Genomic DNA, 12,709 nt, shown 5'->3' with positions numbered 1-12,709 from the left:
CTCACACGGGTTGGGCCGCGTGCGTGAGGGGTGATCGAGGTCGCCGTGCTTCAGCCGACCGGTTCCGGTGCGCGGCGGAACGCGGCGATGTGGGCGGCGGCCCAGTCGGCGTAGACGCGGGGTGGGCGGCCGAGGACGGTTCGCACGTCGTCGGTGCGGACGGCGTTGCGGCCCGCGCGGAGGTAGGCCTGTCCGGCGAGTGCGCCGTCGACGTACTCGGCCGACATGCCCGCAGCGAGCATGTGCCCGCGGGCCTGTTCCTCGGGGACGTCGACGACCTCGATCGGGTGACCCAGGATCGCGGCGAGCGCGGCCGCTTGGTCGGCGGCGGTGAGCAGCTCGGGACCGGTGAGGGTATAGGTGTTGCCCGCGTGCGCGGCGGAGTGGAGGGCTTCGACGGCGACAGCGGCGACGTCGCGCGGGTCGACGACGCCCTGCGCTCCGGCTCCCGTGAGGTTGGGCACCGGCTGCCCCGCGCGGATGGGCTCGGACCAGCTGAGGGTGTTGGAGGCGAAGGTGCTCGGCCGCAGGACGGTCCATTCGAGTCCGCTTTCCCTTGCCGCCTGTTCGCCGGGCAGGTGCCAGGTGCCGACACGGCCGAGGTCCGGCTCACCGGTGCCGATCGCCGAGAGCTTCACGATGCGCCGCACGCCCGCCGCGCGGGCCGTGGCGATGAGCGCGCGGTCGGTGTCGGCGTCCTCCGGACCGAGAACGCCGACCAGGAACGCCGCCTCGACGCCCGTCATGGCCGCCGCCATCGAAGCGGCGTCGTTGTAGTCGCCGCGCACCACCTCGACGCCCTCGGGCATCCGTGCCCGCGCCGGGTCGCGCGTCACCGCGCGGACCGGCACCGCACGCGCGGCCAGCCGACGGACGATCTCACTGCCGATGGTGCCCGTGGCACCGGTGACCAGAACGCACACCAGCATCGCTGCGCCCGTGGCTGACCGAACTCGGGCGAATTCCGTTGGTGCGTGAGTTGTCCGAGCCGTTCGCGCACATCCCGCACACCGCGACCACGATCGTGCTGCGCGCGGAGCAGGGTGGGCGGCGGGAGGCGCTGGTGCTCGGGCCGCGGACCAGGGCGACGTACTCCGTGGCGAAAGCGCCGGCGAGTTGCGTGCGGCTGCGGTTGGCTCCCGGCGCCGCCAACCCGATGTTGGGCGTCGCCGCGAGCGAACTCACCGATCGGGTCGTGCGGCTCGCCGATATGCCGGGCCCGGCGGGCGAACTCGCCGACGAGCTTCGCGAACTACCGCACGAGGAGATCCTCGCCTTTCTGGAACACGAACTACCGCAACGCCTTTCCGAGAACGCCACCCAGCGCGCCCACCGCGGCCTGCTCATCGGCGCCGCGGCCGCGCTCGCCGAGCCGACCGGGCGGTCGATCCCGGCCGTGGCCGCCGACCTCGCCGTCAGCGAACGCCACAAGTTCTTCCGCGGGCACCTGCCCGCCCCGACGCCGTGCCAGGCGCCCGCGTAGGCGTCAGTCGGTGCGGGTCGTGCGGCGGGCCGCCTTCTCGGCCGCTTCGGCGGCGTCCATGGCGTCGGCCTGCTCCAGGGTCGGTGCGCTGCCGCCGAGGCGCGCGGGCACCCAGTAGGCGCCGGGCTCGTGGTCGTAGCCGTTCTGCGCTTCGAGCAGCATCCGCTGCATGGTGGTGCGGAGTTCGGCGGTGAGGTCGGCGGCGGGTTCGTAGGGCTGGATGGGCTCGCCGACGATGATGGAGATGGGAGTGTTGGTGCGGCCCAAGCGTTTCGGGAACCCCTTGGTCCAGACGCGTTGCGCGCCCCAGATGACGATCGGGATGATCGGCACGCCCGACTCGATGGCCATCCGCGCCGCGCCCGACTTGAACTCCTTGATCTCGAAGCTGCGGCTGATGGTGGCCTCGGGGTAGACGCCGACCAGCTCCCCGCGCCGCAGGTAGTCCACCGCGGCCTTGTAGGAGTCGGCGCCCGCCCCGCGGTCGACCGGAATGTGCTTGAGCGCCCGCATGATCGGGCCGGAGATGCTGTTGTCGAAGACTTCCTTCTTCGCCATGAACCGGACGTAGCGCTTGGGTTTGCGCACCGGCAGACCGGCGTAGGTGAAGTCCATGTAGCCGGTGTGGTTGACCGCGATGACGGCACCACCGGTCGGCGGAATATGTTCAGCGCCCTTGACGGTGAACTTCAGACCTTGCACGAAGAAGACGGTCCGGGCCAGCCCGATGATCGTCCGGTAGACGGGTTCCACAATTCCGCTAGCGTAGTCGCAGACTTTCCCATCCGGCAGCTGCGACGCCCGCCGGATCCGGGATCCGCACCGATCGCGCCTAGAAAGAGGATCGTCGAAGTGGAACGCGCCCGACCGCTGCCGTGCGGCGACCGGACCATCAGGAACGCAGCATCGAGCGAGAGTTCCGCGACATCATCCGAGCCGAGACTCCCGATCGCGAACGGCCGCACCGCGCCCGGCGCCCACGCGCCCACGCGCGAACACGTGGTTGGACAGACCGGTACGCCTGACGAACAGGGCCGCCGGAGCACGGCCGCACCGGACAGCGCCGCCCTCGGCACCGACCAACCCGAGGCACCCAGCCGACGCCGAGCCGCCGTCCGCGAACGCGCGGCCGGACGGACCTGCGCGCCTGAAGAACACGCCCACTCGAGCACGGTGGGCCGACGACCCCGCGGCGCGCGGACGCTCGCCGGTGCGCTGGCACTCGGCGGCGCGCTACTCCTGAGCGCGTGCGATTCCGTCTCGGGCATCCCCGGCGACGACCCCGCGCCCGCGAGAGCGCTGACGACCCCACCCGCCGCGACCCCCTCGGCGGCCCCCACCACCGCGCAAACGAGCACCCTCCCCCCGCCGCCCGCCGACGCCCCCGAGGTCGGCGCGGTGCCCGGCGTCCCGGAGGCGGCGACCGCGCTGCGGCGCTGGGCCGCCGACCTGGAGTCCGCCACCATCGCCGAACTCCAGGAGAAGTGCTGGACCATGGCGCCGGGCAATGTGGCCGACATGTACGAGGACAAGCAGACCATCCTCGCCACCATCGCCCAGCCCGGCACCGTCACGGCGAAGACCGTCACCTGGAAGGGCAGGGCGGCCACCGTCACCGTGGAGCGCGACGCGATCGCCACCGGCTACGCCTGCCCGCGCGTGTTCCCGGCCGGCACGGAGATCGGCCCCAACGACGCCGACGCCCGCCACATGGTGCGCCGCTACCTGGCCCGCTTCGTCGGCGAACCGCTCGACCCGGCCGACAAGGAAGGCGACTACCCGCTGGTCTGCAAGGCCACCCCCGCCGAATGGGACCCGGACGGCACCGGAAGCCCGACCCAGCCGCCGCTGGCGAACAACCCGGGCAAGCTGACCGGCGCGACCGACTTCGCCGGTCAGCAGATCTTCTCGGATCGCCTCGGCTCCGGCTACCTCACCGTGGAGGTGCCGATCACCAACTCCTCCGGCGTCACCAAGATCCGCACGTTCACGCTGGCCGAGGGTGACGAGGGCTACTGCATCGGCGACGTCTCCCCGTAGCGGGCACCGTGAGCGTCGTCATGCGAATGCAGCTATTAACCTGGGTGGCTGGCAACGCCCCTCAGGCGTAGGAGGAACAGCTAGTGCAGATCACCAGCGTCGGACACGCCGGATTCCACATTCGAACCGCGGCGGGATCGGTCCTTTGCGATCCCTGGGTCAACCCCGCGTACTTCGCTTCGTGGGTCCCGTTCCCCGACAACACCCAGCTGGACTGGGACGAGCTGGGCAATTGCGATTTCCTCTACGTCTCGCATCTGCACCGCGACCACTTCGACGCCAAGCACCTGGCCGAGCACGTCAACAAGGACGCGACGGTGCTGCTGCCGGACTACCCCGTGCCGGATCTGCGCCGCGAGCTGGAGAAGCTGGGCTTCCACAAGTTCGTCGAGACCGAGGACTCGGTCAAGCACACGGTGACCGGTCCCGGCGGCGAGCTGGACATCATGATCATCGCGTTGCGCGCGCCCGCCGACGGACCGATCGGCGATTCGGGCCTAATCGTCTCCGACGGTGAGACGGTCTGCTTCAACATGAACGACGCCCGCCCGGTGGACATGGACGTCCTGCACGACGCGTTCGGCCACGTAGACATCCATCTGCTCCAGTACTCGGGCGCCATCTGGTACCCGATGGTCTACGACATCCCGTCCCGCACCAAGTCCAACTTCGGCAAGCAGAAGCGCCAGCGCGGCATGGACCGGGCGCGCAGCTACATCGAGCAGGTCGGGGCGACCTGGGTGGTGCCGTCGGCGGGTCCGCCGGTGTTCCTCGACCCGGAACTGCGCTACCTCAACGACGACCGCGGCGACGAGGGCAACATCTTCCCAGACCAGATGGTGTTCCTGGAGCAGATGGAGATCCACGGCAACGAGGGCGGGATCCTGATGATCCCCGGCTCGGTCGCCGACGTGCACGGCAAGGAACTGTCGCTCACCCACCCGTTCGACCCGGCCGAGATCTACGCCGACAAGGCGGGCTACATCGAGCGAATGGCCGAGCGTCTGGCTCCGGTGATCGAGGCCGAGAAGGCGTCCTGGGCGACCGGCGACGGCTCGCTGCTGGAGCCGCTGAAGAAACTGTTCGAGCCGATCATGGCGCAGAGCGACCTGATCTGCGACGGCATCGGCTACCCCGTCGGCCTGGTGATCGGCGACGAGACCGTGGTGCTCGACTTCCCGAAGCGGGCGGTGCGCGCCCCCATCGAGGGTGAAGGCAAGTACCGCTACGGTTTCCGCATCGCGCCGGAGCTGGTGCGCACGGTGCTGCGCGACGACGAGCCCGACTGGGTGAACACGATCTTCCTGTCCACCCGGTTCCAGGCGTGGCGCATCGGCGGCTACAACGAATTCCTCTACACCTTCTTCAAGTGCCTCACCGACGAGCGCATCGCCTACGCCGACGGCTGGTTCTCCGAGGCGCACGACGATTCGGCCTCGACCGAGCTCGCGGGCTGGGAAGTGCAGCGGCGTTGCCCGCACCTGAAGGCCGACCTGTCGAAGTTCGGTGTGGTGGAGGGGAACACCCTCACCTGCAACCTGCACGGCTGGCAGTGGGATCTGGAGTCGGGCCGGTGCAAGACGTCCAAGGGGCACGAGCTGCGGTCACGCAAGCTCTGAGCCGGGTTTTCAGTGGACCCCGGCCGGTGGTCGTCGACCGGGGTCCGCTGCGAACAACTTCGCTGATCAGCGGATCTCTCGGGTCAGCTTGGACGACCACGGACACCAGAAGCAGCCGGGTAGGAAGGCGCCGCACGCCTCGTCCAGATGGTCCTCGACGTAATAGATGCTCGAGTCGCACACCTCGATCGCCACAGTGAAGAAGGTGATCGTGTCGGGGTCCAAGTGGAAGCTCCACCCCGGGTTGTAGTCGGCTGTAGTCTTCCTGATCCGGCCCATGACATGGGTCGACATCGTCTCCTGGCCGGACAGGATGCGGCGCGCTTCTTCGATGCGCTGCTCGTTGGTCAGCCGGATGATGAATTCTTTGCCCGAGTAATCGGTGAATGCGAAGTCCGCCATGACATCTCCCTACCGAAGGTGGTTGGTTGGTCCGCGCGGTTCTGCATCGATGCTGTCCGATCGTATCGGTGGACGAGGGCTGCTGTTCGCGAAATTCGATGCGCGACAATCGATTTGGACCAAAGGTCGGTTTCCTCGCCGGGAAACGTGCCGGGTGGGTCAGCTCCGGCCGTTGGCGGCGGCGCGCTGGCCGTTGCTTCGAGAGGAAAGCTGAGCGCGGACGGCTTTCCTGGCGATAATCAGCTCGCGGGTCGCGATAGCGCCCCGTGCGACGGGCGCGGCGACCCGTCCGTCGGCGTCGATCAGCACGGCCGACGGTGTACCGCGGACGCGATACCGCAGTGCGGCCTCGTTGCCCTGCTGGACCAGCGAGGGGATGTCGCCGAGCCCCTGTTCGACGCCCCAAGCGGCCTGCTCCACGGCGTCACCGTTCCCGACGACCACCATGGTCAGCGCGGTACGCGCCTGCCAGCGCGGCAGCTCGCGGGCCAGCGCGGCGCACAGCTCGCAGCCGGGATGCACGAAGACCAGCAGCACCGGCCGCCCCGCCGCGAGCAGGTCCGCGAGGTTCGTGCGGTCACCCGCGACGTCGAGCAACTCGAACTCCGGCGCGACCGATCCGACCGGAAGGCCCTCGGCGCCCAGCGTGGACAGCGCCTGCTCGTCCAGCCGTCGGCGCAGCGCTCCGACCTGGCCGATGAGCCACGCGATGGCGCCGCACAGCGCCGCGACGAGCGCCAGCCCGGTCGCGGCATCGGCGGGCAGCCCGGCGGGCACCGACGGATGGGCGAACGCGCCCCACAGCGCCAGCGCCGCGAGCAGCATCAGCGCACCGTTGCGTGCGATGCTGCGCGCGCCGATCGGCTTCGCGCTGGCCGCACCGAAGCATGAGCACGCTGGACGTTTCCCGAGCCGCAACAGCCGGACCATCACCGCGGTGAACACCGTCAGCAGCAGCAGCGCGCCGATCGCCGCCGCCGCGGCCGTCCACGGCAGGACGACGCCCACCGCGAGCACCGCCTCGACGACCGGCAGTCCCCACGCCACGGCGGGCACCCACCGCACCGGCACCCCGAAATCCCCCACCGCCTGCCGCGTCCCGGCGCGATCGGCCAGCTTTCCCCAGGCCGACAACCCGAACACCGCGGCGAGCGCCAACCGCGTCACCCACACCCCGTATTCGATCAGCATGGGCCGCACCCTCCCACATCAGCGGTTATTCCAAAACGGAATCGCCGGAAGAGTATTCGAGGTGTTGCGGAGAGCAAACGACAAGCGCCGGTCTGCCGCGCTCGAACTCGGCCGGTGTCCGGCCGCTTCTACGTCACGAGTTGCTGTACGCCAGTCGACCGGGCCGCCGCGCGCCGACCCGGCATGCCCGGGAAGTTGGTCAGTTTGTGAACTCGGACTCGGGAGATGTGAAGTCCGCGCCGGGCCGCTGCTTCGCGGCGAGAGCGACCGCCGCGAACGTGAGCAGGCAGCCGAGGATCGACCACGGTGACAGGGGCGGGCCGGTCGGGGTGAGCAGGTCGAGGGCGATGGCGGCGGCGAGTTGACCCGCGACCGAGGTGAGGCCGAGCAGCAGCACGCCGATCCAGCGGACCGTGAGTGCGGCGAGGGCGATGAAGGCGACGCCGATCGCGCCGCCGAGGTAGAGCCACGGTTCGGTGGGGAATTCGCCGAGGCCGCTGGTTCCGATCAGCAGGGCGGACTCGATGACCAGCAGGGCGAGCAAGCCGACGGCGAAGTTCACCAGGGCGGCGGAGAACGATCCGCCGACCGCGCCGACGCGTCCGTTCACGGCCTGCTGCCAAGCCAGGCCGATGCCCGCCAGCGCGGGCAGCGCGATGAGCAGCGTGGACGGGACCGCGCGCAGCGATTCGGGGAGGGCGAGAGCGCCCGGCGTCGCGCCCGAGCGGTCGGCGACGGCGACGAAGACCGCGCCGACGGCGAGCGCCGCACCACCGACCCGCAGCGCGGTGACCGGAGTCGCGCCGCTGGGCGCCAGACCGAGCCGGTCGACGACCAGACTGCTCGACAGCTGCCCGGCGACGACGGCGACGGTGAACGCGGTGACGCCGATCGCCGCCACGGTCAGCCCCTGGCACGCGACGAAGAACGCGCCGAACAACCCACCGAGCAGCTGCCACCAGCGCAACGTCCGATCACCCAACGCCCGCCCCACCGCCCCGAGCCCCGCGCGCAGCCGTGCACTGAGCAGGAACGCGATGGCGAGCAACATCAACCCGGTCCCGAAACTGACCGTGGCCGCGGCGATCCCATCCTGCAATCGAACCCCGAGCGCACCGTTGACCCGCGCCTGCACCGCCACACCCGCCCCGATGCAGAACCCGCACCCCAACCCGAGTCTCGTCCGCCCGCTCATTTCCGCACCGTACCCGCTGGGTGGAGGGCCGCCGTAGGAGCGATGCGCGCCACGTCAACCCGCGCGCAAAGCCTCGCGGTCGGCGGCGAAGCGGTCGTGCCTGGCGTACGTGCGGTCGCCGCCGTTGCGGGCGATCGACCCGCGGACGAGGCGGGTGCGGACGCGGGCGCCGACGTTCTCGTTCAGCCGGGTGGCGCCCGGGATGACGCGGCGCGGGACTTCCAGCGCGCCGTTGAGCACGGCCGTGGCCAGGACGGCGGACTGGAAGAAGCGGCTGTCTGGCAGGCCGAGGAAGTCGGCGTTGGTGCGGCCGAGCACGATTCGGCTGTAAGCGACCATGTACTGGGTGAGCAGGTGGCGGATCGCGCGTTGCGCCGGGGTGCGGTCACCGATGAACAGTCCGCCCGCCGCGGGGATCAGCGCTTGGGCGAGGCGCTGGGAGTCCTCGTCGGGGATGAACTCGGTGTCGGCCAGGATCCAGAACGAGCGCCAGGTGTCGGTCTCGCAGGTCGGCAGGATCTGCGGGTCGATGCCGAGCAGGAACCCGACGTAGCGCCACAGCTGGAAGACGGCGTCCTTCTCGCGAGCGGAGAACCGCAGGCCGAGCGCCTGCGCGCCGACCAGGTTCGCCATCGAGAACAGGCCGAGGGTCCCGACGGTGAGCACCTGGTTGACCGGCTGATCCCAGGCCGCGTAATCCCAGTCGGGGCGGCGGTTCATGCCCGAGCGCACCAGCGCGTGCATCAGCCGCACCCGCAGCACGCTCTGGTAGCCGACCCCGTTGCGCTCCAGCGAGCCGGGCGTCGTGACATCGAGCCACCACTGCGTGGTCTCCGCGAGCCTGCGCGGCGCCATCGCGTCCAGATCGCCGGTGCCGACGAGCGTCTTGTCCGCGCGGGACGCGAGATAGCCGCCCATCAGCGCGAACATCCCCATCGCGATGCCGCCCCAGACGCTGGTCCGGCCGACGACCCGCGCCCCGCGCTCGATCTTGGTCCGGTCGAGCCAGTACGGCTCGGCCTCCACCTGCTCGAAGAACGCGCGCAGCTCGCGCGGCGCGTCGGGCACCTCGGCGATGCCGCGCACCACGGCGGTCTCGAACATCCGGCGGCCCTCGCCGACCGGCAGCCGCTGGATCATCGCCACCACGTCGTCCGCGAGTGGGTCGCCGACCTGGGCGAATCGGCGGAAGGAGTCCCGCTGCGTCGCGGTGCAGCGCAGGTCGCCCGGCGCGAGCACCGGCACCGCGTACTTGAACGGGAACTCGGTGAACAGCTTCGGAGTCGGCAGGAACTTCCGGTTGTCATGCGCCATTGCATTGCACCCATCACTTCGAGGTTCGCGCCCGATATCAGCGCGTTCTGACTCGACCGTCCCACAAATTCCCATATCTGGCAATATGCTCTGCCAGATATGGGCGCCCAGCTCATAGAAATGCGCCGATCACCGCTGTCCCGCCGCGGAGCGCACCACCGGCCGCGGCAACCAAGCGGGGGTCAGCGCGGCGATCGCCAACATGACCAGGCCGAGCAGCGCCAAGGTCGTCGCCATCGAGAGCCGGATCGTCGCCAGCGCGACGAAGCCGAAGATCACCAGCGACACCACCTCAGAGAGCAGACCGGACACCGAGGTGACGGTCGCGCGGGCCGGTCCCTCGATCGCGTCCTGCAATCGGGATTCGGCGACCACCTCGGCGTTGAGCACGACGCCGTAGCCGATGCCGATCGCGGTGAAACCGATGCCGGTCAGCAGGTACACCGCGTCCGGGCGATCGGTGGCCAGTCCCGAGATCAGCGAGCCGCCGATGAACAGCAACCCGCCGACGGCGACGGCCGCGGCGATGGTGCGGGCCGACAGCCGAGCCGTGCGCCCGGCCAGCAGCGAACCGGTGAGCGAGCCGACGACGGTGAGCCCGACCAGCAGCGGAACCACCACGGTCGGCGCGCCCGCGGACTGCGCGAGCAGCGCGAAATACTCGTCGTAGGCGGTGATGCCGAAGAGCAGCGCGCCGAGCAGCACGCCGTTGCGCACTCGCCGCACCCGGATCGCCTCGCCGACGCCGGTGCGCAGCATGGTCAGGTACCGGGTCAATAGGACGCGCATGGCCGGAGCGAAGGCGGAGGTACGCACACCGGTCCGTTCGCCCGCCGCCGGGGCTCGGCCGTCGCCGGGCACGACGGGATGACCGGGCACGGCAGCGACGGCATCGGGCGCGTCGTCGGTCAGATCGTCGACCGACGCCGCCTTCGGCGCACTCGGCAGCGACACCGCGACGAGCACGTGCAACGCCGCGATCGCCACGCTGGACCAGCCGACCAGCGCGTATCCGCCCACCGCGTACAACGGCGTCGCGGCCAGGATCGCCACCACCACCGCAGCTTCCGCCGCCGCGCGGGCGTAGCCCATGATGCGCGGATAGACGGCGGGTTCGTTTCTGGCGACCAGGTCGTCGTAGATCAGCGCCTCGAACGTGCCCGACTCCAGGGCGCTGGACACACCCCACAGCACAAAGCCGATCGCGAAGCCCGGATAGGACGGCGCGACGGTCCACAGCGTGAACGCGCCGAGCACCAGCACGCCGCTGAGGATCAGCAGGCCGCGCCGGGACACCGTGTCGGCCCAGCCGCCCGAGGGCACCTCCAGGACGAACGCGGTGATCGACCACAGTGCGAGCAGCGAGGAGATCTGCGCGGTGTTCAGGCCGTGTTCGGCGAACAGCAGCGCGTAGAGCGCGTAGAGCGGGATGAGATCGCGCGATCCCTTGAACAGCACCGCACGCGCGGTGAGACCACGGACACCGTGATCACGACCACGTCGTGTGGAGGGTGCGCGTGTAGCTCAATAGCCGTTGATGATCAAGCGCATGTCCTCCAGCTTCGACGCCGGGCCGCGTCCGCGTCAAGCGATTTTCCGGGGCTCAGCCCAGCGGCAGCCAGCCGTTCGCCGCGGGCATCGGATCGTCGCCGATCTCCCGGTCGGCGAACCCGGAGCCGACCCGGCCCTGCCCCTCGTTCAGGTCGTTGATCAACTCCGATACCGGATGCGAGTCGCTGTAGTGGTATCCCTGGGCGAGCGCGAAACCGAGCTCGGTCAGCACCGCGGCTTGGTACTCGGTCTCCACGCCCTCGGCGATGACCTGTAGGTCGAGCGCGCTGCTGAGCGCGGCGATCACACCGAGCAGCGGCGGGGCCGGGGAATCGGAGCGGATGGCCGCCACGAAGGACTGGTCCACCTTGATGATGTCGCTCGGCAGGGTGGCGAGGCGGCTGAGCGAGGAGTAGCCGGTGCCGAAGTCGTCGATGGCGATGCGCACGCCTCGGTCCCGCAGGGTGTGCAGATTCGCGATGGCGGTCTGGGATTCGGCGGCCAGTTCGCTCTCGGTCACCTCGAGCACCAGTTGGTCGGCGGGCCATCCGGTGCTGGCGAGAATGTCGGAAACCCGGTCGGCGTAACCGGTTTCGGCCAGTTCCAGCCCGCTGACGTTGACGTTGAGCGTCAGGTCCAGCTGCGCGAAGGTCTCCTGCAAGCGGGCCGCGTCGGCGCAGGCGCGGCGCAGCACGAGTTCGTCCAGATCGGAGATGAGGTCGTATTCCTCCGCGACCCGGATCAGTCCCTCGGTGGTGACGTCCGGCTGCGCGCTCGACGACCAGCGCAGCAGCGCCTCGACGCCGACCGCCTTGCCGCCGCCCTCGGTCAGGCTGACGATCGGCTGGTAGTGCACGTCCAGCGCGCCGCGGTCGATGGCCTCGCGCAGTTCGACCGCCAGCGGCAGCTGCCTGGAGGACTCCAGCACGGTCCGGTTGCGACCGGCCTGCTTGGCGCGGTACAGACCGACATCGGCCCGGCTCACCAGCAGCGAGCCGGACTCGCCGGGCTGCCACGACGTGACACCCGCCGAGCAGCCGGTGGTGACAGCTGCCCGCAACTGCTCGGTGAGCAGGATCGCGGCCTGTTCGGTGGTGTTCGGCAACAGCAGCGCGAAGGCGTCGCCGCCGTAGCGCGCCAGCCGCTGTTCCTCGGACAGCAGTTTGGACCAGGTGTCGGCCACGCGCTGCAAGACCGCGTCGCCCGCGCGGTGGCCGAGGTGATCGTTGATCTTCTGGAAGCGGTCGAGGTCGACGAGCACCAGCGAAAGGCCCTGCCCGTTGCGGGTGGCCTGCGCGATCGCGGTGTTCAGCGCGCGGTCGAAGCCGCGGCGGTTCAACAGTCCGGTGAGCACGTCGATATCGGCTTCCGAGGCCATCCTGGTCAGGATGCCGACGACGACGCCGACGCCGAACGTCACGCCCGCCGGGATCATGCCCGACCACCAGGGCAGGTCGCGTGCGGGCAGCGCCCACAGACACAGCGCCATGGCGAAGGCGATGTGCGCCATCGCCTGCGGCCACCGGAAGAACAGGGCCGCGTCGCAGGCGATGAAGACGTAGAACGAGGCGAGGCTGATGCCGCCGACCGTGTTCGGGAACGAATGCACCGCGATCGTCACCAGCACGGTCGCGATCGCCACGTAGCCGTGGTGGATGGAATGCGGCAGGCGCGGACCCCACGCGAGCAGCGTCAGACCCAGCGCCAGCGCGATCGCCGCCGCCGTCCCGACCAGTGGCCGATTACCCTCGTCGCCCGGTGCGATGGCCGTGATCACCAGGCCAAGCACACCACCCATGACGTAGAACGCCCCGGTGGTTCGAGCCATGACCATTGCCGTCGCCAGCGCCGATGCCGCCCGCACCCGGGTTCGGGTATCGCCGCGCGCCCCGATTCCTCGCACGGGGAACAGCC

General features: G+C 70.1%; 11 protein-coding genes. 3 read left to right on the top strand and 8 right to left on the bottom strand.

The features are described from left to right. Positions 1-50: 50 nt before the first annotated feature. Positions 51-929 carry an NAD(P)H-binding protein gene (locus T333_RS03485; protein WP_496423650.1) on the bottom strand — a complete coding sequence of 293 codons (879 nt, stop codon included), beginning with the start codon at positions 927-929 and terminating at the stop codon, positions 51-53. Between the two features lie 50 nt (positions 930-979). Here T333_RS03485 and T333_RS03480 point away from each other — a divergent pair, with 50 nt between their 5' ends. After that, a complete protein-coding gene (locus T333_RS03480; protein WP_496423649.1) occupies positions 980-1,483 on the top strand; it encodes a hypothetical protein in 504 nt (167 codons plus the stop codon). A gap of 3 nt (positions 1,484-1,486) precedes the next feature. Here T333_RS03480 and T333_RS03475 read toward each other — a convergent pair whose 3' ends face one another. Next, positions 1,487-2,236, bottom strand: coding sequence for a lysophospholipid acyltransferase family protein (locus tag T333_RS03475; RefSeq protein ID WP_354998192.1), 750 nt, complete (start codon positions 2,234-2,236; stop codon positions 1,487-1,489). Between the two features lie 420 nt (positions 2,237-2,656). Here T333_RS03475 and T333_RS03470 point away from each other — a divergent pair, with 420 nt between their 5' ends. Then, positions 2,657-3,523 (top strand): hypothetical protein, encoded by an 867-nt coding sequence (locus tag T333_RS03470; protein ID WP_496423648.1) that lies wholly within the window; start codon positions 2,657-2,659, stop codon positions 3,521-3,523. 83 nt (positions 3,524-3,606) lie between these two features. Beyond that, entirely contained in the window at positions 3,607-5,142 is a 1,536-nt protein-coding gene (locus T333_RS03465; RefSeq protein WP_496423647.1) for a Rieske 2Fe-2S domain-containing protein, read from the top strand. Positions 5,143-5,208: 66 nt separating this feature from the next. Here the strand turns inward: T333_RS03465 and T333_RS03460 are convergent, their stop codons facing one another. The 6 genes from T333_RS03460 to T333_RS03435 all read right to left on the bottom strand — a co-directional run bounded on the left by T333_RS03460 (position 5,209) and on the right by T333_RS03435 (position 12,698). Continuing rightward, entirely contained in the window at positions 5,209-5,544 is a 336-nt protein-coding gene (locus tag T333_RS03460) for a BP74-related protein (protein ID WP_354998195.1), read from the bottom strand. Between the two features lie 159 nt (positions 5,545-5,703). Further along, positions 5,704-6,735 carry a TlpA family protein disulfide reductase gene (locus T333_RS03455; protein WP_496423646.1) on the bottom strand — a complete coding sequence of 344 codons (1,032 nt, stop codon included), beginning with the start codon at positions 6,733-6,735 and terminating at the stop codon, positions 5,704-5,706. A gap of 199 nt (positions 6,736-6,934) precedes the next feature. Beyond that, positions 6,935-7,930 (bottom strand): DMT family transporter, encoded by a 996-nt coding sequence (locus tag T333_RS03450; protein WP_496423645.1) that lies wholly within the window; start codon positions 7,928-7,930, stop codon positions 6,935-6,937. A gap of 54 nt (positions 7,931-7,984) precedes the next feature. Further along, positions 7,985-9,244, bottom strand: coding sequence for an oxygenase MpaB family protein (locus T333_RS03445; protein WP_357256163.1), 1,260 nt, complete (start codon positions 9,242-9,244; stop codon positions 7,985-7,987). Positions 9,245-9,373: 129 nt separating this feature from the next. Continuing rightward, positions 9,374-10,702 (bottom strand): MFS transporter, encoded by a 1,329-nt coding sequence (locus tag T333_RS03440; protein ID WP_496423644.1) that lies wholly within the window; start codon positions 10,700-10,702, stop codon positions 9,374-9,376. A gap of 145 nt (positions 10,703-10,847) precedes the next feature. Further along, a complete protein-coding gene (locus T333_RS03435) occupies positions 10,848-12,698 on the bottom strand; it encodes a putative bifunctional diguanylate cyclase/phosphodiesterase (protein WP_496423643.1) in 1,851 nt (616 codons plus the stop codon). Positions 12,699-12,709: the final 11 nt, after the last annotated feature.

It is taken from the genome of Nocardia sp. CNS-044, from assembly GCF_059570515.1.
Note: the sequence above shows the minus strand (reverse complement) of the source record. Positions and strands in the feature narration are given on the sequence as shown.

What these genes read in the sequence shown, in the direction of transcription:
- T333_RS03445 (WP_357256163.1), bottom strand. Translation starts at nt 9,244, where the DNA reads ATGGCGCATGACAACCGGAAGTTCCTGCCGACTCCGAAGCTGTTCACC.
- T333_RS03485 (WP_496423650.1), bottom strand. Translation starts at nt 929, where the DNA reads ATGCTGGTGTGCGTTCTGGTCACCGGTGCCACGGGCACCATCGGCAGT.
- T333_RS03455 (WP_496423646.1), bottom strand. Translation starts at nt 6,735, where the DNA reads ATGCTGATCGAATACGGGGTGTGGGTGACGCGGTTGGCGCTCGCCGCG.
- T333_RS03460 (WP_354998195.1), bottom strand. Translation starts at nt 5,544, where the DNA reads ATGGCGGACTTCGCATTCACCGATTACTCGGGCAAAGAATTCATCATC.
- T333_RS03450 (WP_496423645.1), bottom strand. Translation starts at nt 7,930, where the DNA reads ATGAGCGGGCGGACGAGACTCGGGTTGGGGTGCGGGTTCTGCATCGGG.